At 72.7% G+C, this 24,522-nt stretch carries 19 protein-coding genes and 1 tRNA gene; 18 read left to right on the top strand and 2 right to left on the bottom strand.

Features of this window, described 5'->3' with window-relative positions:
- The first annotated feature begins 275 nt into the window (after window positions 1-275).
- The 8 genes from BX285_RS01225 to BX285_RS01195 all read left to right on the top strand — a co-directional run bounded on the left by BX285_RS01225 (window position 276) and on the right by BX285_RS01195 (window position 8,175).
- Window positions 276-1,439, top strand: coding sequence for an LLM class flavin-dependent oxidoreductase (locus BX285_RS01225; protein ID WP_220783893.1), 1,164 nt, complete (start codon window positions 276-278; stop codon window positions 1,437-1,439).
- The gene (locus BX285_RS37830; RefSeq protein ID WP_097236257.1) at window positions 1,436-1,927 is read left to right on the top strand and encodes a GNAT family N-acetyltransferase; all 492 of its coding nucleotides are present in this window, start codon (window positions 1,436-1,438) and stop codon (window positions 1,925-1,927) included. The genes BX285_RS01225 and BX285_RS37830 overlap by 4 nt, the downstream gene beginning before the upstream one ends.
- Before the next feature lie 61 nt (window positions 1,928-1,988).
- The gene (locus BX285_RS01220; protein ID WP_257032415.1) at window positions 1,989-2,936 is read left to right on the top strand and encodes an ABC transporter substrate-binding protein; all 948 of its coding nucleotides are present in this window, start codon (window positions 1,989-1,991) and stop codon (window positions 2,934-2,936) included.
- Between the two features lie 10 nt (window positions 2,937-2,946).
- Window positions 2,947-3,942: an amino acid ABC transporter permease gene (locus tag BX285_RS01215; protein WP_121174240.1), complete on the top strand. Its 996-nt coding sequence runs from the start codon at window positions 2,947-2,949 to the stop codon at window positions 3,940-3,942.
- Between the two features lie 26 nt (window positions 3,943-3,968).
- Window positions 3,969-4,721 carry an amino acid ABC transporter ATP-binding protein gene (locus tag BX285_RS01210; RefSeq protein ID WP_121177143.1) on the top strand — a complete coding sequence of 251 codons (753 nt, stop codon included), beginning with the start codon at window positions 3,969-3,971 and terminating at the stop codon, window positions 4,719-4,721.
- A gap of 65 nt (window positions 4,722-4,786) precedes the next feature.
- Window positions 4,787-5,776 (top strand): ABC transporter substrate-binding protein, encoded by a 990-nt coding sequence (locus BX285_RS01205; protein ID WP_121174239.1) that lies wholly within the window; start codon window positions 4,787-4,789, stop codon window positions 5,774-5,776.
- A 140-nt stretch (window positions 5,777-5,916) separates the two neighbouring features.
- Window positions 5,917-7,128 carry a serine/threonine-protein kinase gene (locus BX285_RS01200; protein WP_097236254.1) on the top strand — a complete coding sequence of 404 codons (1,212 nt, stop codon included), beginning with the start codon at window positions 5,917-5,919 and terminating at the stop codon, window positions 7,126-7,128.
- Between the two features lie 195 nt (window positions 7,129-7,323).
- Window positions 7,324-8,175, top strand: a complete 852-nt coding sequence (locus BX285_RS01195; RefSeq protein ID WP_121174238.1) for a fumarylacetoacetate hydrolase family protein — start codon at window positions 7,324-7,326, stop codon at window positions 8,173-8,175.
- A gap of 61 nt (window positions 8,176-8,236) precedes the next feature.
- Here the strand turns inward: BX285_RS01195 and BX285_RS01190 are convergent, their stop codons facing one another.
- On the bottom strand, window positions 8,237-8,992 hold the full coding sequence (locus BX285_RS01190; RefSeq protein ID WP_097236252.1) for a TetR/AcrR family transcriptional regulator: 756 nt from the start codon (window positions 8,990-8,992) through the stop codon (window positions 8,237-8,239).
- Between the two features lie 164 nt (window positions 8,993-9,156).
- Between BX285_RS01190 and BX285_RS01185 the strand changes: the two genes are divergently transcribed.
- From BX285_RS01185 to BX285_RS01175, 3 genes are all read left to right on the top strand, one after another.
- Window positions 9,157-10,863 carry a DUF885 domain-containing protein gene (locus tag BX285_RS01185; RefSeq protein WP_121174237.1) on the top strand — a complete coding sequence of 569 codons (1,707 nt, stop codon included), beginning with the start codon at window positions 9,157-9,159 and terminating at the stop codon, window positions 10,861-10,863.
- 129 nt (window positions 10,864-10,992) lie between these two features.
- On the top strand, window positions 10,993-12,654 hold the full coding sequence (locus BX285_RS01180) for an MFS transporter (RefSeq protein ID WP_097236250.1): 1,662 nt from the start codon (window positions 10,993-10,995) through the stop codon (window positions 12,652-12,654).
- A gap of 206 nt (window positions 12,655-12,860) precedes the next feature.
- Window positions 12,861-13,832, top strand: coding sequence for a serine protease (locus BX285_RS01175; protein WP_097236249.1), 972 nt, complete (start codon window positions 12,861-12,863; stop codon window positions 13,830-13,832).
- Between the two features lie 125 nt (window positions 13,833-13,957).
- On the opposite strand, the gene BX285_RS01170 is transcribed toward BX285_RS01175, so the two are convergent.
- Window positions 13,958-14,029, bottom strand: a tRNA-Arg gene (locus tag BX285_RS01170).
- 177 nt (window positions 14,030-14,206) lie between these two features.
- Here BX285_RS01170 and BX285_RS01165 point away from each other — a divergent pair.
- The 7 genes from BX285_RS01165 to rho all read left to right on the top strand — a co-directional run bounded on the left by BX285_RS01165 (window position 14,207) and on the right by rho (window position 24,415).
- On the top strand, window positions 14,207-14,626 hold the full coding sequence (locus tag BX285_RS01165) for a response regulator (RefSeq protein WP_097236248.1): 420 nt from the start codon (window positions 14,207-14,209) through the stop codon (window positions 14,624-14,626).
- Between the two features lie 95 nt (window positions 14,627-14,721).
- Window positions 14,722-16,383: an arginine--tRNA ligase gene (gene argS, locus BX285_RS01160; protein ID WP_097236247.1), complete on the top strand. Its 1,662-nt coding sequence runs from the start codon at window positions 14,722-14,724 to the stop codon at window positions 16,381-16,383.
- A 92-nt stretch (window positions 16,384-16,475) separates the two neighbouring features.
- Window positions 16,476-17,867 (top strand): diaminopimelate decarboxylase, encoded by a 1,392-nt coding sequence (lysA, locus tag BX285_RS01155; RefSeq protein ID WP_097236246.1) that lies wholly within the window; start codon window positions 16,476-16,478, stop codon window positions 17,865-17,867.
- A gap of 139 nt (window positions 17,868-18,006) precedes the next feature.
- Complete coding sequence (locus tag BX285_RS01150; RefSeq protein WP_097236245.1) at window positions 18,007-19,299, top strand: homoserine dehydrogenase; 1,293 nt, start codon at window positions 18,007-18,009, stop codon at window positions 19,297-19,299.
- 9 nt (window positions 19,300-19,308) lie between these two features.
- Window positions 19,309-20,406: a threonine synthase gene (gene thrC / locus BX285_RS01145; RefSeq protein ID WP_097236244.1), complete on the top strand. Its 1,098-nt coding sequence runs from the start codon at window positions 19,309-19,311 to the stop codon at window positions 20,404-20,406.
- Between the two features lie 370 nt (window positions 20,407-20,776).
- The gene (gene thrB / locus BX285_RS01140) at window positions 20,777-21,715 is read left to right on the top strand and encodes a homoserine kinase (protein WP_097236243.1); all 939 of its coding nucleotides are present in this window, start codon (window positions 20,777-20,779) and stop codon (window positions 21,713-21,715) included.
- A 603-nt stretch (window positions 21,716-22,318) separates the two neighbouring features.
- Window positions 22,319-24,415: a transcription termination factor Rho gene (gene rho / locus BX285_RS01135; RefSeq protein WP_121174236.1), complete on the top strand. Its 2,097-nt coding sequence runs from the start codon at window positions 22,319-22,321 to the stop codon at window positions 24,413-24,415.
- Window positions 24,416-24,522 lie beyond the last annotated feature (107 nt).

The raw sequence follows: 24,522 nt of genomic DNA, 5'->3' as shown, positions 1-24,522 counted from the left end.
CGGCCCTGACCTTCCTCGGCCCTTCGCCCTTCGGGGAGTCCTCCCTCGGTTTGCCCCGCCGCGGGCCGGGATCCGCCGTCCGTACCCGACGGCACGTCAGGCTTCGCTGTCATCGCCGGCTCCGCACTGCTCCGCAACTGCGCTCCAGCAGCTCCCGCCCGCCCTGCACCCGCTCCGCGTCACCCTCATGCCCGGCGGCCGCGCCCCACCGCGGCCGCCGCCCCGGTCTGCCCGCCCGCAGCCCGCCGGATCCCGCTCACCCGAAAGGTCCCGCCATGCCCGTCGAATTCCTCGGCATCGCCGCCACCGGCGATGGCTCGGAGACCACCGCCCGCACCACCGCCGCCTTCGACCGCGACTACACCCTGCGGCTGGCCAGGGCGCACGAGGACCACGGCTGGGACCGGGTGCTCTTCGCGTACGGCGCCGGCGCCCCGGAGCCGGCGGCCGCGGCGTCCTTCCTCGCCTCGCACCTCGACCGGCTGCAGATCCTGCTGGCGCACCGGCCCAACGTCTCCTACCCGACCTTCGCGGCCAAGACCTTCGCGACCCTGGACCGGATCAGCGACGGCCGGCTGACCGTGCACTTCATCACCGGCGGCAACGACCACGAGCAGCAGCGCGAGGGCGACTTCCTCACCAAGGACCAGCGCTACGAGCGCACCCGCGAGTACATCGGCATCGTGAAGCGGGCCTGGACCAGCCACGAGCCCTTCGACCACGAGGGCCCGCACTACCGCTTCAACGACTTCGTCTCGGACGTCTTCCCGGTGCAGCAGCCGCGCCCGGCGGTCTCCTTCGGCGGCTCCTCGGACGCGGCCTACGCGGCCGGCGGCGCCGAGGCGGACATCTACTGCCTCTGGGGCGAGCCGCTGGCCCGCACCGCCGAGCAGATCGAGCGGGTGAAAGAGGCGGCGCGGGCCGCCGGACGGACCGACGTGCCGCGGATCCAGGTGGCGTTCCGGCCGATCATCGCGCCGACCGAGGAGCTGGCCTGGGAGAAGGCGCACCGGACGGTGGCCGCGATCCGGGCCCGCCGGGGCGCCGACCGCCCGGAGACCACCCCCGAGACTGTGACACCCGAAAACACCGGCTCCCGGCGGCTGATCGAGATCGCCGAGGCCGGCGAGCGCTACGACCGCGCGCTGTGGACCCCGACCGCCGCGGCCACCGGCGGGGCGGGCAACTCCAACGCCCTGGTCGGCACCCCGGAGACGGTCGCCCAGGCACTGCTCGACTACTACGACCTGGGCGTGGACATCCTCTCGGCGCGCGGCTACCACCTGCTGGACGACGCCATCGACTTCGGCCGGTACGTCATCCCGATCGTCCGCGAGGAGGTCGCCAAGCGGGACGCCGCCAAGGCCGAGGCCGAGCGCGCGGCCCGGGAGGAGCGGGCCGAGCGCGACCGCCACCAGCTGATCGCGGTGCAGGCGTGAGCGCAGCACCGCTGACCGGGTTCCGCCGGGTGGCCATCGACGACCCGCTGGTCGAACCGCTGCTGCGCGAGCTCACCCACGAGTACGTCACCCGGTACGGCCCGAAGGGGTACCGGGAGATGACCCGCTACCCGGCCGAGGCCTTCGCCGAGCCGCACGGCGTGCTGCTGCTCCTGCTGGAGGACGGCGAGCCGGTGGCCGGCGGTGCGTACAAGCGGTACGACGAGCGCACCGCCGAGGTGAAGCGGGTCTGGACGCACTCGGCCCACCGCCGCCGCGGCCTGGCCCGCCGGGTGCTGGCCGAGCTGGAGCGGACGGCGGCCGCGGCCGGCTACACCCGCTTCCACCTCACCACCGGCCCGCGCCAGCCCGAGGCCAGGGGCCTCTACCTGGCGGCCGGCTACACGCCGCTGTTCGATCTCACCGCCGACCCCCTGACCATCGGCTCGCTGCCCTTCGAGAAGCGACTGCCCGCCCTCGTCCCCTGAAGCTCCCTGAAGTCCTGCTCCCTGAAGTCCCGCTCCCTGAAAGCCGTCCGAAAGGCACCCCGTGAGAGCCACCACCGTCCGCCGCCGCCTGCTCGCGGCCACCGCCCTGCTGCCGGTCCTGGCGCTGGCCGCCTGCGGCTCGGACCCGAAGATCGCGGGTGCGGCGGGGGCGGGCGGCCCGGCCGCCACCGCCACCGAGGACGTCGTCTCCGGCCTGGCGAAGTCGGAGACCGCCGCCGCCCTGCTGCCGGAGGAGGTCCGCAAGGCCGGCACGCTCACGTTCGGTTCGTCCTTCGGCGCGCCGCCCAGCGCGTTCTACGCCGACCAGGTCAGCAAGAAGCCCGCCGGGATCGACGTGGACTTCTCCGACGCGGTGGCCAAGGTGCTCGGCCTGACCGTGCAGCGCCAGGAGGCCGCGTTCGAGACCATCCTCCCGGCCCTGGACAGCGGGAAGTTCGACGTCGGCACCGGCAACTTCGGGGTCACCACGGCCCGGCTGAAGACCATCGACTTCGTCACCTACATCGACGACGGCCAGGGCTTCGCGGTGAAGAAGGACAACACCGCGATCCAGCCGATCACCGACCTGGTCCAGCTGTGCGGCCTGACGGTCGGCACCGGGGCCGGCACCACCTTCGAGACCACCCTCAACAGCCGCCGGAACGTCTGCACCGACGCGGGGAAGAAGCCGTACGAGGTCAAGGCGTTCAGTGAGAGCGGCGCGCTGCTGACCGGCCTCCAGCAGGGGCGGGTGGACATCGAGATGTCCACCATCAACGGCCTGCGCCACCAGGCCGCGCAGGAGGCCTCCGGCACCCGCTTCCTCGGCGAGTTCCACCGCCTGGACGTCGGCTTCGCCTTCAAGAAGGGCTCGAAGCTCACCCCGGCCTTCCAGGCGGCGGTCAACCAGCTGATCAAGGACGGGACGTACGAGCGGATCCTGCGCAAGTGGGGGGTCGCCGACTCGGCGATCAAGGAGTCGCAGATCAGCCCGCCCGAGCACGCGTGAAGGAGTTCCGATGACCGTCAGCACCCACGTACCGTCCGCCCCTGCCCGTCCGAGACCCGAGGCCACGGCCGACGGCGCGGCCGCCGTCGACCTCGACGCCCTGGACGGCCTGCGGACCGTCCCCGCCCGGCACCCCTGGCGCTGGGCGGCCGGGGCCGCCGCCCTGGTCGTCCTCGCCCAGTTCGCCCACGGCCTGGCCACCAACCCCGGCTGGGACTGGGCCACCTTCCGGGTCTACTTCACCGCCGAGACGATCCTCCGGGCGATCGGCCGGACCCTCGAACTCACCGCCTACGGCACGGTGCTGGGCTTCCTGCTCGGCGCCGGGGTGGCCGCGATGCGGCTGTCCCGCAGTGCGATCCTGCGCGCCATCGCCTGGGCGTACGTCTGGGTGTTCCGCTCGATCCCGCTGATCGTCCAGCTGGTGTTCTGGTTCAACCTCTCCTACCTGTACAAGCGGTTCGGGATCGGCATCCCGTTCGGCCCGACCTTCGGCGACGTCGAGACCGTCGGCGTGCTCAGCGCACTCGGCGCCGCGGTGCTCGGCCTCGGGCTGCACCAGGCCGCGTTCGCCGCCGAGATCATCCGCGGCGGGATCATCGCGGTGGACGCCGGCCAGCGCGAGGCCGCCGCCGCGCTCGGCATCCCGCGGTGGCGGCAGGCCTGGCGGATCGTGCTGCCGCAGGCCATGCGGGGCATCCTGCCGGCCGCCGCCAACGAGGTGATCTCGCTGCTCAAGGGCACCTCGGTGGTCTACGTGATGGCCATCGGCGAGCTCTTCTACCAGGCCCAGGTCATCTACGGCCGGACCGGCCGGGTGGTGCCGCTGCTGATGGTCGCCACCGTCTGGTACGTGGTGCTGACCACCGTGCTGTCGATCGGTCAGTACTACGTCGAGCGCTACTTCGCCCGCGGCGCGCAGCACACCCCGCCGCCCACCCCGCTGCAGCGGCTGCGGGCCTTCGCCCGTACCGCCGCCGCCCGCACCACCGGAGGACAACCGTGACCACGACCCTGACCGAGGCCGCCCCGATGGTGCAGGTCCGCGGCCTGCACAAGAGCTTCGGCCGGCTGGAGGTGCTGCGCGGGGTCGACCTCGACGTGCCGGCCGGCTCGGTGACCGTGGTGCTCGGCCCGTCCGGCTCCGGCAAGTCCACCCTGCTGCGTGCCATCAACCACCTGGAGAAGCTGGACCGCGGCCACGTCGCCATCGACGGCGAGCTGATCGGCTACCGGCGCTCCGGGGACCGGCTGTACGAGCTCACGGAGCGCGAGGTGCTGCGCCAGCGCACCCACATCGGCTTCGTGTTCCAGAACTTCAACCTGTTCCCGCACCTCACCGTGCTGGAGAACCTGGTCGAGGCGCCGGTCTCCGCGCTGCGCCGGTCCCGGGCCGAGGCCAGGGCGACGGCGCTGGCGCTGCTGGAGCGGGTCGGGCTGGCCGACAAGGCGGACGCCTACCCCCGGCAGCTGTCCGGCGGGCAGCAGCAGCGGGTGGCGATCGCCCGGGCGCTGGCGCTGGAGCCCAAGGTGCTGCTGTTCGACGAGCCCACCTCGGCGCTCGACCCGGAGCTGGTCGGCGAGGTGCTGGACGTCATCAAGGACCTGGCCCGCAGCGGCACCACGATGATCGTCGTCACCCACGAGATCGGCTTCGCCCGCGAGGTCGCCGACACCGTGGTCTTCATGGACGGCGGCGTGGTGGTCGAGCAGGGCCCGCCGGTCGAGGTCCTGGACCGTCCGCAGCAGGAGCGCACCCGGGCCTTCCTGGCCAAGGTCCTCTGAGTCCCGTCCCCCCAGCCCCAGCCCCAGCCCCCTTCAAGTCCCGTTCACCGAGCAGGAGTTCCGCCATGTCCCTACCCCGTCGCGCCTTCGTGACCGCCGCCGCCGCGTTCGCCGCCGCCCTCACCCTGGCCGGCTGCGGCAGCGGCACCACGGGCGCCGCGGCGGAACTCGCCCCGGCCAAGGGCAGCACCGCGCCGAACGGCACGGTGGTGAACCTGTCGCCGAACCAGAACCGGGTCAGCACGCCCAAAGTCGACGCGATCGCGGCGCTCGTCCCGGAGGAGATCAGAAAGAAGGGGACGCTGACCGTCGTCGACTCCCTCGGCACCACCCCGCCGCTGGACTTCTACGCCAACGACGACAAGACCATCATCGGCGTCGAGCCGGACATCGCCACGCTGATCGGCAACGTGCTCGGCCTCAAGGTCGAGTTCAACCCGGTCTCCTGGGAGAACATCTTCGTCGGCCTGGACAGCGGCAAGTACGACGTGGGCCTGTCCAACATCACCGTCACCGAGGCGCGCAAGGAGAAGTACGACTTCGCCACCTACCGGCTGGACATCCTCGGCTTCGAGGCGAAGAAGGGCAGCGGCCTCAAGGTCGCCGGCGCCAAGGACCTCGCGGGCCGGAGCGTCGGCGTCGCCAGCGGCACCAACCAGGAGAAGCTGCTGATCTCCTGGAGCGAGGAGAACGTCCGCAACGGCCTCAAGCCGATCGACATCAAGTACTTCCAGGGCCCCGAGTTCTACCTGGCGCTCTCCTCCGGCCGGATCGACGTCTACGTCGGCCCCAACCCGAGCCTCGCCTTCCACGTCGTGCAGAGCGGCGAGACCGAGATCGCGGGCACCTACTCGGGCGGCGGGGCCGACGTCCTCGGCAAGATCGCGGCGACCACCAGGAAGGACAACGGGCTGGTCAAGGCGCTCAACGCGGCGGTCGAGGAGACGATCAGGAACGGCACGTACGCGCAGGTGCTCAAGCGCTGGGGCCTGGAGGGCGAGGCCGTGCAGTCCTCCGAGATCAACCCGCCCGGCCTGCCCAAGCCCAAGCCGTAGTCGCAGCCGCGGTTGCCCGTGGCCGTGGCGAAGTCCGCCAGCCCCGGCCCGGGCCCGTTCACCCGTTCGTCCCCGACCGCCGCTAAGGTGACCCCTCCGACGGCGAACGCCGGGCGGGCGCGGTCGAGTTGGGGGACGGCATGGAAGAGGGCGACGTGCTCGGCGGTCGCTTCCGACTGGAGGAGCGACTGGGCCGGGGTGGCTTCGGCGTGGTCTGGCGGGCGACCGACCAGGAGATGCGCCGGCAGGTCGCCGTGAAGGTCCTGCTCGCCGAGCACGCCACCGACCGGGAGGCCGTCGCCCGGTTCGTCCGCGAGGCCCGGACGGCCGGCGGCCTCAGCAACCCGCACATCGTGACGGTGTACGACTACGGGCGGACGGCCGCCGGCTCCGGGGAGATCCCGTACCTGGTGATGGAGCTGGTCCGGGGCCGGGCGCTGTCCGAGGTGCTCAGGGGCGGGCCGCCGGACCACGCCAAGGCGCTGCGCTGGATGCGCCACGTGTGCAAGGCGCTGGACGCTGCGCACCGCTCGGGCATCGTCCACCGGGACATCAAGCCCGAGAACGTGATGATCGCGGACGAGGGGGAGCGGGCCAAGGTCCTGGACTTCGGCATCGCCCGACTGGTCACCCAGACCGTCCGGCTCACCTCCACCGGCAACGTGGTCGGCACCGTCCCCTACCTGGCGCCCGAGTGCTGGTCCGGCGGCACGGTGGACGGCCGGGCCGACCTCTACGCGCTCGGCGTCATGCTGTACGAGGTCTGCACCGGCGGGCGCCCGTTCCGCGCCGCCTCGGTCGCCGAGTACATCCACAAGCACCTGGACGAGGTCCCGGCCCGGGTGCGCAGCAAGGACCCGGCACTGGCCGACCTGGTCGCCGCGCTGCTCGCCAAGGAGCCCGGGGACCGCCCGGCCGACGCCGCCGAGGTGCTGGAGCGGCTGCGCGCCGTCCGGCCGGGGATGCTCGGCCCCGGCGACCCGACCGCGGAGCAGCTGCGCCGGCGGGCCGACCGGGCCTGGCAGTACGGCGCGGCGGGCGAACCGGCGCAGGCGGTGGAGATCCTCGCCGCGCTCGTCCCCGAATTCGCCCGGATCTGCGGCCCGGCCGACCCTCGCACCCTGCGCACCTGCCACGACCTGGCGCTCTGGCTGGCCCGGGACGGCAGCCCGGGCGCGGCCGTCGCCCTGCTGGACGAGCTGACGCAGGCGCCGGGCGCCGACCGGCAGGCCCGGGCGGACGCGCGGCGCGACCTCGGGCACTGGCAGCGGGAGGTAGCCCGGCTCGGCCCGGGCCGGCCGCGTGCCCTGAGCCTGGCGGCGCTGCTCGACGTCGGCGCGCAGGCCGGCTGAGCGGCCGCGCCGGAACGCTTGTCAACCGTGCAGCCACCCGAGCCGGGGCCCGGCCCCTGGTGGGAATCGGGAGGATTTCGCCCATCGGGACGGTCTGGTCGGCCCACCCGGGGCGTTGGTATACCTCGTTGCCGGACCCGGGAGCGGTCGCGTACCGCCCCCCGTGAGCTGCGACGAAAGGCTGGTGAAGGATCGATGAAGCTCCTGCGCGTCGGACCCGAGGGCGCCGAACGCCCGGTCGTCCTGGGCGAGGACGGCACCGCGTACGACCTCTCCGGGCGGGCCCGCGACCTCGACGGGGAGTTCCTGGCCGGGCTGGACCCGGTCGCGCTGGCCCGGGACGTGGCCGCCGGCGTCCTGCCGGTGGTGGACCTGGCCGGGCAGCGGGTGGGCGCGCCGGTGGCCCGCCCGGGCAAGGTGGTCGGCATCGGGCTCAACTACCGCGACCACGCGGCCGAGGCCGGGGCGGCGATCCCGGACGAGCCGGTGATCTTCCTCAAGCCGAGCAGCACCGTGGTCGGCCCGTACGACGAGGTGCTGGTGCCGCGCGGCGGCGAGAAGACCGACTACGAGGCCGAGCTGGGCGTGGTGATCGGCCGGACGGCCCGCTACCTGGAGGGGCCGGAGCAGGCCGCCGCGGTGATCGCCGGCTACACGATCGCCAACGACGTCACCGAGCGGGCCTTCCAGTTCGAGCGCGGCGGCCAGTGGGACAAGGGCAAGTCGGCGGAGACCTTCACCCCGCTCGGGCCCTGGCTGGTCACCGCCGACGAGGTGGCGGACCCGCAGGCCCTGGCGCTGCGGCTCTGGGTCAACGGCGAGCAGCGGCAGCACGGCAGCACCGCGGAGATGATCTTCCCGGTGTTCGAACTGGTCCGCTACGCCAGCCAGTTCATGGTGCTGGAGCCCGGCGACGTGATCGTCACCGGCACCCCGGCCGGGGTCACCCTGGGCCGCCCCGGCACGCCGTACCTCGCCCCGGGCGACGTGGTCGAGATCGAGATCGACGGCCTCGGCCGCCAGCGCCAGGTGCTCGGCAAGGCGTGACCGGCTGAGCCCCGACCCTTGGCACGGGGGTCGGGAGCCTCACCACCGCTCGTCGGGAGCCTCACCGCGGCTCCAGGACCTCCCGCAGCCGCGCGGCCCGCGGCGCGTCCGGGCCCTCCAGCGCGAGCAGCCCGGCCAGCACCTGCGCCGTCTGCGGATCGTGCAGCGCCGTCGCCGCCGCCATCGCGGTGAACTGGTCCACCAGCCAGTCGCGCAGCTCGCTCACGGGCAGCGCGCGCCCCTCGTCCAGCCAGCTCAGCGAGGCGCCCTCGACCACCGCGATCCACGAGCGCACCAGCAGCGTCAGCCGCGGCCCGGCCTCCCGCACGCCCAGGTGCCGCAGGGTCCGGCGCAGCGCCGCCCGCCGGACGTCGTCCACGATCGCCGAGGTGCGGGCCGTCTCCACCACCGAACCGCCGCGCAGCAGCGCCGAGTAGCCCGCGTCGTGCTCGGCCACGAACGCGAAGTAGCCGTCCAGCACGGCCGCCAGCTGCTCGGACGGCGTCCCGGTCAGCGGGACGGCGAAGCGGCCGGTCAGCTCCTCGGCCGCGGTGCGCAGCGCGGCCTCGTACAACTGCTGCTTGCCGCCCGCGAAGTAGCGGTAGACCAGCGGGCGGGAGGCCCCGGCGGCCTCGGCGACGTCGTCCAGGCTCACCTCCTCGGGCGGCCGGGAGGCGAACAGCTCCAGGGCGACCGCGATCAGCTGCTCGCGCCGCTGCTGGACCGGCAGCCGCCGGTAGCCGGTGCGGCGCGGGCGCAGGTCCGGTACGGCCGGGGCGGGCACCTGGTCGGCTGCCGGGGTGGGGCGGTCTTCCATGGCGGTCAGCGTAATGGGCGTCGGACGGATCGGATCCTGTCGCGTCCGAACGGATTTCCGCGGGTCGGTGCGCAGGTGTGCGGGCACGGAGCGGCGGCCGCAGCGGGCACGGACCGGGTCGGCAAGGGGGTTGCAAACCGGCCGCACCACGCCATGATGTCCGGATGGTTGAAGAACTGATCACCACCGATGGCACCACCCCGCGCCGCATCGCCGACGGCTACGTCCGCGCGCTCGCCGAACTCGACCCGCTGACCGCGGTCTACCTCGGCCTGAACCCCGAGGACGACCGACTGCCCGACCTCTCCCCGGCCGGTGCCCGGGCGATCGCCGAGCTCGGCCGCCGCACCCTGGCACAGCTCGACGAGGCCGAGCGGGCCGGCGCCGCCGACGACGAGGCCGAGCGCCGCTGCGCCCGGCTGCTGCGCGAGCGGCTGACCGCCGAGCTCGCCGTCCACGACGCGGGGGAGCACCTGCGCGCGGTGCGCAACCTGGCCTCCCCGGTGCACGACCTGCGGGAGTCCTTCACCTTGATGGCCACCGGCACCGGGGCCGAGTGGCAGATCGTCGGCCGCCGCCTGGCGAAGGTCCCGGTCGCGCTGGAGCAGTACCGGCAGACCCTGGCCGAGGGCATCGAGCGCGGCCTGCTGGCCGGCCCGCGCCAGGTGACCACGATGGTCGGGCAGATCGCCGAGTGGCTGGAAGGCGAGGTGCCGGGCGGCTGGTTCGGGCAGTTCGTCCAGGACGCGCCGGAGGCCCTGCGCGCCGAGCTGTCCGGGCACGCGGTCGCGGCCACCGCGGCGCTGGCCGAGCTGCGCGAGTGGCTGCGCGACGTGTACGGCCCGGCCGCGGCCGACACCCCCGACGCGGTGGGCCGTGAGCGCTACCGCCGCTGGGTGCGCTACTGGTCCGGCGCCGACCTGGACCTGGACGAGGCGTACGCCTGGGGCTGGGCCGAGTTCCACGACCTGCTCGCCCAGATGAGGGCCGAGGCCGAGAAGGTCCGCCCGGGCGCCGACCCGATGGCGGCGATGGCCTGGCTGGGGACCGACGGCCCCGCCGTCGAGGGCGCCGAGGGCATCCGGGAGCACCTGCAGGGCCTGATGGACCAGGCGATCCGCGACCTCCAGGGCACCCACTTCGACCTGGCCGAGCCGGTCACCCGGGTCGAGTCGAAGATCGCCCCGGCCGGCAGCGCCGCCGCGCCGTACTACACCCCGCCGTCGCTGGACTTCAACCGTCCCGGGCGGACCTGGCTGCCGCTGCTGGGCCGGGAGCGCTTCCCGCTCTGGGACCTGGTCTCGATCTGGTACCACGAGGGCGTCCCGGGCCACCACCTCCAGCTCGCGCAGTGGAACTACGTCGCCGACCGGCTCTCCACCTACCAGGTGAGCCTCGGCGGGGTCAGCGCCAACCTGGAGGGCTGGGCGCTGTACGCGGAGCGCCTGATGGACGAGCTGGGTTACCTCACCGACCCGGGCCACCGCCTCGGCTACCTCAACGCGCAGATGATGCGGGCGCTGCGGGTCATCGTCGACATCGGCATGCACGCCGGCCTGGACTTCCCGGCGGACTCCCCGTACAAGCCGGGCGAGCCGGTCAGCCCGGAGCACGCCCGCGAGTTCTTCGGGCAGTACTGCGGTCTGACCGACGACTTCCTGGACAGCGAGCTGGTCCGCTACCTGGGCATGCCCGGCCAGGCGATCGGCTACAAGCTCGGCGAACGCGCCTGGCTGCGCGGCCGGGCGGCGGCGAAGGCGGCGCACGAGGCGCGCGGCGAGGAGTTCGACCTCAAGGCCTGGCACATGGCGGCGCTCTCGCAGGGCTCGCTGGGCCTGGACGACCTGGTCGAGGAGCTGTCGGCGCTCTGATCCGCGGGTACCAGACCGGGGTCCTGGGGGGCTCGTCCCGAAGTCCCAGAACCCCGGTTCTTTTGTCCCGATAGTTCGATTTGGTGAGGTTTTTCCTTGCCATGCGATCGGGCCCGGGTATTGGCTGGAATGCGACTGCGTGACCTCTCCGTACCACTCCGGAAGGCTCGACCAGTGACCTCGCAACCCGCCACCGGTCATGAGGGCGCCGACCGCCGCCGCTGGTGGGCCCTGGCGGTCATCGCCATCGCCCAGCTCATGATCGTCCTCGACATCACCATCGTGAACATCGCTCTGCCGTCGGCCCAGAAGGACCTGGGGATCTCCGACGCCGACCGGCAGTGGATGATCACCGCCTACACGCTCGCCTTCGGCGGCCTGCTGCTGCTCGGCGGCCGTCTGGGCGACCTCTTCGGCCGAAAGCGCGTCTTCACCATCGGCCTCCTGGGCTTCGCCCTGGCCTCCGCCGTCGGCGGCGCGGCCGTCACCCCGGCCATGCTGTTCGGCGCCCGAGCCCTGCAGGGCGCGTTCGGCGCACTGCTCGCCCCCTCCGCGCTGGGGCTGCTCTCCACGACCTTCTCCAACCCCAGGGAACGCAGCACGGCCTTCGGCATCTTCGGCGCGATCGCCGGCAGCGGCGCCGCGATCGGCTTCATCACCGGCGGCGTGCTGACCGAGTACCTGAACTGGCGCTGGTGCCTGTTCGTCAACACCCCGATCGCGATCGCCACCGCCTTCGCCGCCCGCTGGGTGCTGGCCCGCGACCACGTCGCCAAGGGCCGGCGGATCAAACTCGACCTGCCGGGCGCGGTGCTCGGCTGCTCCGGTCTGCTCGCCATCGTCTTCGGCACCTCCGAGGCCGTGACCAGGGGCTGGGGCGACTGGCTGGTGCTGGGATCACTGGCGCTCGGCGTCGCGCTGCTGGCCTGCTTCGTCCTGGTCGAGAAGCACACCGACCACGCGCTGCTGCCGCTGCACATCGTCGGCGAGCGCAACCGCGGCGGCGCCGCGCTCTCGGTCGGCCTGGCCATGGTCGGCATGTTCGGCCTGTTCCTGTTCCTGACCTACTACCTCCAGGTGATCAAGCACTTCTCGCCGGTGATGTCCGGCGTCTCGTTCCTGCCGATGACCGCCGCGATCATCACCAGTTCGACGGGCTTCGCGGCCCGGCTGATGAACCGGGTGCCCTCCCGCAACCTGATCACCCCGGGCCTGCTGCTCGCCGCGGGCGGCATGGCCTGGCTGACCCAGATGAAGGTGGACAGCCCGTGGGCCGCCATGGTGCTGCCGGCCCAGCTGCTGCTCGGCTTCGGCATGGGCCTGGTGTTCATGCCGTCGATGAGCCTGGCCACCCTGGGGGTCGCCCCGAACGAGGCGGGGGCCGCGTCCGCCACCATCAACTCGGCCCAGCAGGTGGGCGGTTCCTTCGGTACGGCGCTGCTGAACACCATCGCGGCCAGCGCCACCGCGACCTACCTGTCCACCCGGCTCGCCTCCGATCCGGGGGTACAGGCCCAGGGCGCGGTGCACGGCTACGCGGTCGCCACCTGGGTCGCGATGGGCGTGCTGATCGTCGCCGCACTGGTCGCCTTCGTGATGATCGACCACCGTCCGGCGCCCGGTGAGGCCACCGCCGTCGAGGGTGGCGCCGAGGCGGCCGCGGTACGGGCCGTGGACGGCCGGCCGAGCCCGCGCGCGGCCGCCATGGCCGACGTCAAGGCCAACGTCCGGGCGGGCGGCGAAGTCCGTACGGAAGCGGGGACGGAGGGCCGCCGGCCACCGGCCGACTGACATCCGTCCCGAGGTCCCGCAGTCGACTCCGGCGCCCGCTCGACCCCTGGCTACCAGGGACCGGGCGGGCGCCGCCGTGCTGTCCGGACACACCCGGGTGACGGATTTCTCATCGACCTCCAAGCCTTCGGTAACGACCTTTCCAGGCGGAGGCGGCATAGTCGTTGACCGGACACCGCCACCGAACCCCGGCAGGAGAGACAGGCATGGGTCAGCACCGCCGCAAGAAGTCCGGCCCCCGCCGGCTGCTGGCCCCGTCACTGTTCACCGCGCTGTCCGCCGTCGTCGTGGCCGCCGTGGTCACCGGAACGCACGGGCTGGACCTGAGCGATGCGACGGCCGCCGGGAAGGCCGCCCGCAGCACCCGGGCCGCCGTCGCCCCCGGCTCGGGCCCGACCACGGCGGAACCGGCCTCGCCCGCCCCGGTGGTGGCCCCCACGCCGAGCGAGATCCCGACCGCGGCGGACACTCCGACCGACAGCCCGGCGCCGACAGCCTCCGCGGCCCCCGACACCCGCCGCGCGGCCCTCGGCACCACCGCGCCCGCTCCGGCCGGCGATCCCGAAACCGCCACCGTCGGCGCGCTGTTCACCGGCTCGGTGGGGGCGGGCAACCACTTCTGCACCGCCAGCGTGCTGCACAGCGCCACCGGCAACCTGCTGTTGACCGCCGCGCACTGCCTCAACAGCACCGACGGCGTCACCTTCGCCCCCGGCTACCGGGACGGCTCCGCCCCGTACGGCACCTGGCAGGTGACCGCGATCCACACCACCGCCGGCTGGTCCCAGAAGGGCGACGTGGACGAGGACTTCGCGATCCTGGAGACCGCCCCCAACAACGGCCGCAAGGTCGAGGACGTGGTCGGCGGCAACCGGCTGGGCGCCGACGAGCCCTTCGACGCCACCGTGCGCCTCTACGGCTACCCCGCCGACTCCGAGACGCCCAACCTCTGCACCAACACCACCGGCAGGCAGGGCTCGTACCAGCGGGTCATCGAGTGCCCCTCGTACCCGGGCGGGACCAGCGGCGGCCCCTGGATCAGCACCGCCACCGGCGACGTGGTCGGCGCCATCGGCGGCTACCAGCAGGGCGGGGACACCGACGACGTCTCCTACAGCGCCTACTTCGACCACACCATCGCGACGCTCTACATCCAGGCCGAGGCGTCCGCCTCCTGAACCCGCGGGGGCCGGAACCTCCGGGGCCGGCCCCGAACCCGCCCCCGGACATGACGAAGGCCCAGATCCGTGGATCAACTCCACTGATCTGGGCCCTGGTTACACTCTCGCAATCACTGCGTGAGTGCCCCCGGTAGGATTCGAACCTACGCACCCGCCTCCGGAGGGCGGTGCTCTATCCCCTGAGCTACGGGGGCCTGTCGGCCTGTCGGTCGCTCGCGCTTCCGACGTGAGAACACTATCAGGCTTCGGCCATGGTCCGTGCACGGGTTTCGCGCAGGGGCGTCGGGGCGCCGTGTCGGGCGGGGGAGCGGAAGTGCCCAAAGGCCGGACGGGGTGGCGGGGCCGCGGATACCCTCGGTGAGGTGTCGGGAGTGTCCGGGCGGGTCCTCGTGGTGGACGACAGCGAGGTGATCCGCCAGCTGATCAGGGTCAACCTGGAGCTCGAAGGCTTCGAGGTGGTGACCGCCGCCGACGGCGCCGAGTGCCTGGAGGTCATCCGCCGGGTGAAGCCCGACGTGGTGACGCTGGACGTGGTGATGCCGCGGCTGGACGGCCTGCGGACGGCGGCCCGGCTGCGCGCGACCCCGGACACCAGCCGGCTGCCGATCGCGATCGTGAGTGCCTGCACCCCGGCCGACCTCGACCTGGGGGACACCGTGGGGGTGGACGGCTACCTCGGCAAGCCCTTCGATCCGGCGGACCTGGTGGCCCTGGTCCGCCGGCTGATGCTGCTCGGCGGACCGTCCGCGGGATTTCGCCCTGAGCGAACAGACCGGTCCGATCGCGGCTGAGACCCCCGCCGAGCACGGCGTGGCGGCCCCCGCGGGCGTCTCAACCGGTAAACCGGGTGGCGGGCGGGCACCCCGTCTCGCCTACGCTTGGCGTCGTGACCCCCGCAGACCTTTCCCAGGCAATCCAGGCCGCAGTGAGCTCCGCCGTCGAGGCGGGCGAGCTGGCCGTCGCCGTGCCCGAGCACGTGACGGTCGAGCGGCCCAAGAACAGGGACCACGGCGACTACGCGACCAACGTGGCCCTCCAGCTCGCCAAGGCGGCCGGCAAGCCGCCGCGAGCCGTTGCCGAGGTCCTGACGGAGCGCCTGCGAGGGATCACCGGTGTCGCCAAGGTCGACATCGCCGGCCCGGGCTTCCTGAACATCACCCTGGACACCGCCACTGCCGGCGCGCTGGCGCGCACCATCGTCGAGGCGGGCGAGGCCTACGGCCGCAACGAGGCGCTCAAGGGCCTGAAGATCAACCTGGAGTTCGTCTCCGCCAACCCGACCGGCCCGATCCACATCGGCGGCGTCCGCTGGGCGGCCGTCGGCGACTCGCTGGCGCGCGTGCTGCGGGCCTCCGGCGCCGACGTCACCACCGAGTACTACCTCAACGACGCCGGCGTGCAGATCACCAAGTTCGCCGCCTCGCTGCAGGCCGCCGCGAACGGCCGCGAGGTGCCCGAGGGCGGCTACGTCGGCGAGTACATCGTCGACATCGCCAAGGCGCTCACCGACGCGGTCCCGGGCGTGCTCGACCTGCCCGAGGAGGAGCAGCTGCAGGTCTTCCGCACCGAGGGCCTCAAGCTCATGGTCGGCGAGATCCAGCGCTCGATGGACGAGTTCGGCACCCACTTCGACGTGTGGTTCTCGGAGAAGTCGCTGCACGACTCCGGCGCGGTCGAGAACGCCATCGACCGGCTGCGCGAGCAGGGCCACGTCTTCGAGGACGACGGCGCGGTCTTCCTGCGCACCACCGACTTCGGCGACGACAAGGACCGCGTCCTGATCAAGGCCGACGGCGACAAGACCTACTTCGCCGCCGACGCCGCGTACTACCTGTCCAAGCGGGACCGCGGCGCCGAGGTCGCGCTGTACATGCTGGGCGCCGACCACCACGGCTACGTCAACCGCCTCAAGGCCATCGCGGCCTGCGCGGGCGACGACCTGGACCACAACATCGAGGTCAAGATCGGCCAGTTCGTGAAGATGCTTCGCGACGGCGAAGAGGTCCGCATGTCCAAGCGGGCCGGCAACATCATCACGATCGACGACGTGGTCGAGTGGATCGGCGTGGACGCGGCCCGCTACACCCTGGCGCGCTCCTCCACGGACTCGACGATCACGCTGGACATCAACCTGCTGACCAGCCAGAGCAACGAGAACCCGGTGTTCTACGTGCAGTACGCGCACACCCGGATGTGCGGCGTGGCGCGCAAGGCCGCCGAGCTGGGCGTGGACAAGGGCACGGCCGAGCAGTTCAAACCCGAGCTGCTCGCCACCGAGTGGGAGAACGACATCCTCGGCGCCCTCGGCGAGTTCCCGCGCATCCTGGCCACGGCCGGCGAGCTGCGCGAGCCGCACCGGGTCGCGCGCTACCTGGAGGACCTCGCGGGCAAGTACCACCGCCTGTACGAGAACTGCATGTTCCTGCCCAAGGGCGACGAGGAGATGACGGACACGCACCGTGCCCGGCTGTGGCTGGTCGAGGCCACGCGCACGGTCATGGCCAACGGCCTGACGCTCCTGGGCGTGACGGCGCCCGAGCGGATGTAGGTACCACCCCCAAGCGCACCAGCAGGGGGCGGCTGACGGTCAACGGTGACCGTCGCCGCCCCTCGCCATAGGTCTCGAAGGACGAACCGGACATGAGTCGTTCCGCACACCCCGCAGGTCCCCGGCACGGGGACGTCCTGCCCGAGGGCCACTACCAGGCCCCGCCCGCCGACCTGAACGCGCTCGACCCCAAGGTCTGGTCCCGTACCGTCACCCGCGACGCCGAGGGTGTGGCCACCGTCGGCGGGATCGACGTCAAGCGCCTGGCGGCCGAGTTCGGCACCCCGGCGTACCTGCTGGACGAGGAGGACTTCCGGGCCCGGGCGCGCGCCTGGCGGGACGCCTTCGGCACCGAGGCGGACGTCTACTACGCCGGCAAGGCGTTCCTCTCCAAGGCGGTCGTGCGCTGGCTGCACGAGGAGGGCCTGAACCTCGACGTGTGCAGCACCGGCGAGTTGGCGGTGGCGCTGGCCGCCGGGATGCCGCCGGAGCGGATCGCGCTGCACGGCAACAACAAGTCGGTGGACGAGCTGGAGCACGCCGTGAAGACCGGCGTCGGGCGCATCGTGGTCGACTCGTACGAGGAGATCGAGCGCCTGGCGGCGATCGCCGCCCGTCAGGGCGTCCGCCAGCAGGTGCTGATCCGGATCACCGTCGGCGTCGAGGCGCACACCCACGAGTTCATCGCCACCGCGCACGAGGACCAGAAGTTCGGCCTGTCGCTGACCGGCGGCGCGGCCGCCGAGGCGGTGCGCCGGGTGCTCGGCCACGGCAGCCTGGAGCTGCGCGGCATCCACTCGCACATCGGCTCGCAGATCTTCGACACCGCCGGCTTCGAGGTGGCCGCCCGCCGGGTGGTCGGCCTGCTGGCGCAGATTCGGGACGAGTACGGCGTCGAGCTGCCCGAGATCGACCTCGGCGGCGGCCTCGGCATCGCGTACACCAGCGAGGACGACCCGCGCGAGCCGGCCGAGATCTCGGCCGCGCTGGCCGACATCGTCCGCCGCGAGTGCGCCGCCGCGAACCTGAACGCCCCCCGGCTGAGCGTGGAGCCGGGCCGGGCGATCGTCGGCCCGACGGCGTTCACCCTGTACGAGGTCGGCACCGTCAAGCCGCTGGAGGGTCTGCGCACCTACGTCAGCGTGGACGGCGGGATGTCCGACAACATCCGCACCGCGCTGTACGACGCCGAGTACTCGGTGGCCCTGGTGTCGCGCACCAGCGAGGCCGAGCCGATGCTGGTCAGGGTGGTCGGCAAGCACTGCGAGTCCGGCGACATCGTCGTCCGGGACGCCTTCCTGCCGGCCGACCTGGCCCCCGGCGACCTGGTCGCGGTGCCTGCCACCGGCGCCTACTGCCGCTCGATGGCGAGCAACTACAACCACGCCCTCAAGCCCCCGGTGGTCGCCGTCAAGGACGGTGCCGCGCGGGTGATCGTCCGGCGCGAGACGGAGGAGGATCTCCTGCGTCTCGATATCGGATGACGAAATTCTTGTCTCAGATCATGGAACGACCGGAGATCCGTACGGAAAGTCCCGGAGACTGGTACGGACCGAAGTTCCCGGCGGACCCGGAAAAACCCGCCGGAAACAACGAATCACGATGAATGCAGAGCGGAGTCGGATGATGCGTACGCGCCCGCTGAAGGTGGCGTTGCTGGGCTGTGGTGTGGTGGGCTCCGAGGTGGCGCGCATCATGACGACGACGGCCGACGACCTCGCCGCGCGCATCGGTGCCCCGGTGGAGCTGGCCGGGATCGCGGTACGCCGGGCCGGGCGGGTGCGCCCGGGCGTGCCCGAGCACCTGATCACCACCGACGCCGAGGCCCTGGTCACCCGGGGCGACATCGACGTGGTGGTCGAGGTCGTGGGCGGCATCGAGCCGTCCAAGTCCCTGCTCCTGTCGGCCTTCAAGCAGGGCGCCTCGGTGGTCAGCGCCAACAAGGCGCTGCTCGCCAAGGACGGCACCGAGCTGCACGCGGCGGCCGCCGAGGCCGGGGTGGACCTGTACTACGAGGCCGCGGTGGCGGGCGCCATCCCGCTGCTGCGCCCGCTGCGCGAGTCGCTGGCCGGCGACAAGGTCAACCGGGTGCTGGGCATCGTCAACGGCACCACCAACTTCATCCTCGACAAGATGGACACCACCGGCGCCGGCTACTCGGAGGCGCTGGAGGAGGCCACCGCGCTGGGCTACGCCGAGGCCGACCCGACGGCCGACGTCGAGGGCTTCGACGCCGCCGCCAAGGCCGCGATCCTGGCCGGCATCGCCTTCCACACCGAGGTGACCGCGGCGGACGTCTACCGCGAGGGCATCACCGAGGTGACGGCGGCCGACATCGCCTCCGCCAAGGAGATGGGCTGCGTGGTCAAGCTGCTCGCGATCTGCGAGCGGGCGGCCGACGGCGAGTCCGTCACCGCGCGGGTCCACCCGGCGATGATCCCGCTCTCGCACCCGCTGGCCTCCGTCCGCGAGGCGTACAACGCGGTGTTCGTCGAGGCCGAGGCGGCCGGCCGGCTGATGTTCTACGGCCCGGGCGCGGGCGGCTCGCCGACCGCCTCCGCGGTGCTCGGCGACCTGGTCGCGGTCTGCCGCAACAAACTGGCCGGCGCCACCGGCCCCGGCGACTCGGTCTACACGCAGCTGCCCGCCAAGCCGATGGACGAGGTGGTCACCCGCTACCACGTCAGCCTCGACGTGGACGACCGCGCAGGTGTGCTCGCCCAGGTCGCGTCCGTCTTCGCCGAGCACGGCGTCTCCATCGACACCGTGCGCCAGCAGGGCCGCGACGGCGACGCCTCGCTCGTCGTGGTCACCCACCGTGCCACCGACGCCGCGCTGTCGGCGACGGTCGACAAGCTCCGCGCGCTGGACAGCGTGCGGGACGTGGCCAGCATCATGCGGGTCGAAGGGGAATAAGGAACTGCCATGAACGCCGTTGCCGAGAACGTCGTCCGAGGCGCGCACACCCACCAGTGGCGCGGCCTGATCGAGGAGTACCGGGACCGCCTGCCGGTCACCGCGGCCACCCCGGTGGTCACCCTGCTGGAGGGCGGCACGCCGCTGGTCCCCGCCCAGGTGCTCTCCGAGCGCACCGGCTGCGAGGTCTACCTCAAGGTCGAGGGCGCCAACCCGACCGGTTCCTTCAAGGACCGCGGGATGACGATGGCCATTTCCAAGGCCAAGGAGGAGGGCGCCCAGGCGGTCATCTGCGCGTCCACCGGCAACACTTCGGCCTCCGCCGCGGCGTACGCGGTGCGGGCCGGGATGGTCTCCGCGGTGCTCGTCCCGCAGGGCAAGATCGCCCTCGGCAAGATGGGCCAGGCGCTGGTGCACGGCGCCCGGATCCTGCAGGTCGACGGGAACTTCGACGACTGCCTCACCCTTGCGCGTGAACTGTCCGAGAAGTACCCGGTGGCCCTGGTCAACTCGGTGAACCCGGTGCGCATCGAGGGCCAGAAGACCGCCGCCTTCGAGATCGTCGACATGCTCGGCGACGCCCCGGACATCCACGTCCTGCCGGTGGGCAACGCGGGCAACATCACCGCGTACTGGAAGGGCTACCGCGAGTATGCCGCGGACGGCCTCGCCACCCGTACCCCGCGGATGTGGGGCTTCCAGGCGTCCGGTTCGGCCCCGATCGTGGACGGCGCCCCGGTGCTCAAGCCGCAGACCATCGCCACCGCGATCCGGATCGGCAACCCGGCCTCCTGGGACTTCGCGCTCGCCGCGCGGGACGAGTCAGGCGGCCTCATCGACAAGGTGACGGACCGTCAGATCCTCGCCGCCTACCGGCTGTTGGCCTCACAGGAGGGCGTCTTCGTGGAGCCCGCCTCGGCCGCCTCGGTGGCCGGTCTGCTGGCCAAGGCGGAGGCCGGACTGGTCGACCCGGGCCAGCGGATCGTCTGCACCGTGACCGGCAACGGCCTCAAGGACCCGGACTGGGCGGTGGCCGGTGCGCCGCAGCCGCAGATCGTCCCGATCGACCCCCAGGCGGCGGCCCGCAGCCTCGGACTGCTCGACTGACGACGGGGCCTGACGCACCGACGGGCCGACCCTTTCGGGGGTCGGCCCGTCGAAGTTCTCCGGTGACACTTTTGTGTCAATTCCGCTGTGCATTCCGATCCGCTTTCACCCCGTCCTTTGACAGAGCGGGGTGTGCATTCCGGCCAGAACCGGCAACACACCAGATCGAAGGCCCGCGGGGTGTACCGCTCGGGAACCTCTCTTCGATACTCTGGCTCCGGCCGTGTGGCACATGCCCCGGGCCCGGGACCATCCGGGCCGCGCCGACGATCGTGGCAGCCCGCCCCCGACGGGGCCTGCGGCCCTTTCCCCCACCCTCGCACCGACGACGCGCTCCGCGCCGCCCGATTTCCCCAGGAGAGTCCACCGCATGGCCGGTCCTGCGTTCCGTGCCGCCGCCGTCCGCGTGCGGGTTCCCGCGACCAGCGCCAACCTCGGCCCCGGTTTCGACGCCTTCGGCCTGGCGCTCGGTCTGTACGACGACGTGGTCGTCCGGGTCGCCGACGCGGGCCTGACCGTCGACATCGCCGGCGAGGGCGCCGAGACGCTGCCGCGTGACGAGCGCCACCTGCTGGTCCGCTCGATGCGCGCCGCCTTCGACCGGCTCGGCGGCCAGCCCCGCGGCCTCGAAGTGGTCTGCGCCAACCGGATACCGCACGGCCGCGGCCTCGGCTCCTCCTCCGCCGCCATCTGCGCCGGCATCGTGGCCGCCCGCGCGGTCACCATCGGCGGCCCGTCGGCGCTGGACGACGACGCACTGCTGGCCCTCGCCTCCGAGCTGGAGGGCCACCCGGACAACGTCGCGGCCTGCCTGCGCGGCAACTTCACCATCGCGTGGACCGACGAGGAGTCGGCCAAGGCGGTCGCCCTGGAGCCCTCCGAGCAGGTCGTCCCGGTGGTGTTCGTCCCGGCCGGCGAGGTGCTCACCGAGACCGCCCGCGGCCTGCTGCCCAAGACCGTCCCGCTGGCCGACGCCGCCGTCAACGCCGGCCGCTCCGCGCTGCTGGTCGAGGCGCTGACCCGGCGGCCCGAACTGCTCTTCGCCGCCACCGAGGACCGCCTGCACCAGGACTACCGCGCCGCCGCGATGCCGGAGAGCGCCGGCTTGGTCGGCGCGCTGCGTGCGGAGGGCATCCCCGCGGTCATCTCCGGGGCCGGCCCGACCGTCCTGGCCCTCACCGACGAGGCGGGCGCCGACAAGGTGCTCTCCTTCGCCGGGCACCACGGCCACGGCGGCGACCCGGCGTTCGCCGCGCACCGGCTGGACGTCGACCGCACCGGGGCCGTCGTGCTCCCGCTGGACGCCTGACCAGCCCGTACGGGCCGCCCGTCCGGGCCCGGCGCCGGCACCACGCCGACCCGGGCCCGCCGGACACGATTGGCAAGCACAAGGCTGGGGAATGTCTCAGGGGGTCGGTAGTGTTAATCTCATTGCTGCACCAGGTGCCCTCCGGGGCTCGGTGCGCCGCGTCCCGATCCCAGCACTTCACTGTCGTGGAGTCCCGGCGATGCACGGGGCGACGATTCTCCGGGAGCCCACCGCAGCGCGTACGCAGCCTGCCTGCGCGACATGCGGCCGCATCCCGAAGCCGTGACGGCACCTGACTCCCACCCGCGGCCTCCCACCTTGAGGCCAGGACGGGCGGAGCGCGGGCCACCGTCACGCGACGGGGGCCCGGGATTCGCAGGCAGCGTGGGGGTTACGCCCTCAGGGGAGGTCGACACACGACCGGCCCACGCGCCAACTCAGCACCACCGTGCGTCAAGCACCGCACCTCGCAGCTCTCCCTCGACGGGCTCCCGCCATTCGAGGGATCACCGCCTCGGGCCGACGCAGTCGAGCGTTGGTCAGGACAGCACAACCGGTCGCCGAGCCAGACAGGCCGACGTCCGCTCCAGGGAAGGACCCTTAGTGAGCGACTCCACCGATCTGATGGGCGCGCGCCCGGACGCCGAAGCGTCGGACGCAGCCGCCGCCCCCGCTGCCCCGGCGCGGCGCCGCCGCAGCGCCGCCGCGGGCCTGGACGGCATGGTCCTGGCCGAGCTGCAGAAGCTCGCCGCGGACCTTGGCATCACCGGTACCGGACGCATGCGCAAGAGCCAGCTGATCGAGACCATCAAGGAGAAGAGCGGCGGGGACCCGCTGCTCGCCGCCGGTGGCGCCCCGGCCGCCAAGCGCACCGCCGCCAAGGCGGACGCCGAGGCCCCGGCCGAGAAGCCGGCCCGCCGCACCAAGGCCGCCGCCGCTGCCGCGCAGGCCCCGGCCGCCGCCGAGCCGCAGGCCCAGATCGAGATCCCGGTCCAGGCCGCCGCCGAGACCGCCGCGCCCGCCCGTGCCGAGCGCACCCGCCGCCGGGCCACCTCGGCGGCCGGCGCCCCCACCGCCCCGGCCGCCGCCGAGGCCGTGGCCGAGGCCGCCACCGTGACCGTCGCCGAGCCGAAGCAGGCCGAGGCCCGCCCGGCCGAGACCCGCGGCTTCGAGGGCCGCGAGGACGGCCGCGAGTCGCGCCGCGACCGCCGTGACCGTCGCGAGCGCCGCGACGGCGGCGAGCGCACCGAGCGCACCGAGCGCCCGGAGGGCGGCGAGGGCCAGGACGGCGAGAGCCGCGAGTCGCGCCGTGACCGCCGCAACCGTCGCGAGCGCACCGAGCGCCAGACCCAGCAGGGCCAGCAGCAGGGCGGCCAGGGCGACCAGCAGGGCCGCCAGGCCCCGCAGGCCCAGCAGCCGCAGGCGCAGCAGGGCGGCTACGACGACGACGAGTTCGGCGAGGGCCGTCGGGGCCGTCGCGGCCGCTACCGCGACCGCCGGGGCCGTCGCGGCCGTGACGGTTTCGAGGCCGCGCCCGGTGCCGCCGAGCCGCAGATCGGCGAGGACGACGTCCTGATCCCGGTCGCGGGCATCCTCGACATCCTCGACAACTACGCGTTCGTGCGCACCTCCGGCTACCTGCCGGGCCAGAACGACGTCTACGTCTCGCTCGCCCAGGTCCGCAAGAACGGCCTGCGCAAGGGTGACGCCATCACCGGTGCGGTGCGCCAGCCGCGCGAGGGCGAGCGCCGCGAGAAGTTCAACGCCATGGTGCGGCTGGACTCCGTCAACGGCATGGACCCGGAGAGCGGCCGCGGCCGCCCCGAGTTCAACAAGCTCACCCCGCTCTACCCGCAGGAGCGGCTGCGCCTGGAGACCGACCCGGGCGTGCTGACCACCCGGATCATCGACCTGGTGTCGCCGATCGGCAAGGGCCAGCGCGGTCTGATCGTCGCGCCGCCGAAGACCGGCAAGACGATGGTGCTGCAGGCGGTCGCCAACGCGATCACCCACAACAACCCCGAGTGCCACCTGATGGTCGTCCTGGTCGACGAGCGTCCGGAAGAGGTCACCGACATGCAGCGGTCGGTGAAGGGCGAGGTCATCTCCTCGACCTTCGACCGCCCGGCCGAGGACCACACCACCGTCGCCGAGCTGGCCATCGAGCGCGCCAAGCGCCTGGTGGAGCTGGGCCACGACGTGGTCATCCTGCTGGACTCGATCACCCGCCTGGGCCGCGCCTACAACCTGGCGGCGCCGGCCTCCGGCCGCATCCTGTCCGGTGGTGTCGACTCGACCGCGCTGTACCCGCCGAAGAAGTTCTTCGGTGCCGCGCGCAACATCGAGAACGGCGGCTCGCTGACCATCCTGGCCACCGCGCTGGTCGAGACCGGCTCGCGCATGGACGAGGTGATCTTCGAGGAGTTCAAGGGCACCGGCAACATGGAGCTCAAGCTCGACCGGAAGCTCTCGGACAAGCGCATCTTCCCGGCCGTCGACGTGGACGCCTCCAGCACCCGCAAGGAGGAGATCCTGCTCGGCAGCGAGGAGTTGGCCATCGTCTGGAAGCTGCGCCGGGTGCTGCACGCGCTCGACTCGCAGCAGGCGATCGAGCTGCTGCTGGACAAGATGAAGCAGACCAAGAGCAACGCCGAGTTCCTGATGCAGATCGCCAAGACCACCCCCGGCTCCGGCGACTGACCGTAGCCGGACGGCTGTCGAAGCACGGAACCCCGGATCGCGCGAGCGGTCCGGGGTTCCGTGCGTCCGGGCGGCTTTGTTCCAGAGTCGGGACATCTTGCGGGCGT

It is taken from the genome of Streptomyces sp. 1114.5, assembly GCF_003635085.1.
Lineage (GTDB): Bacteria > Actinomycetota > Actinomycetes > Streptomycetales > Streptomycetaceae > Kitasatospora.
This window is presented reverse-complemented; position numbering and strand designations above follow the sequence as displayed.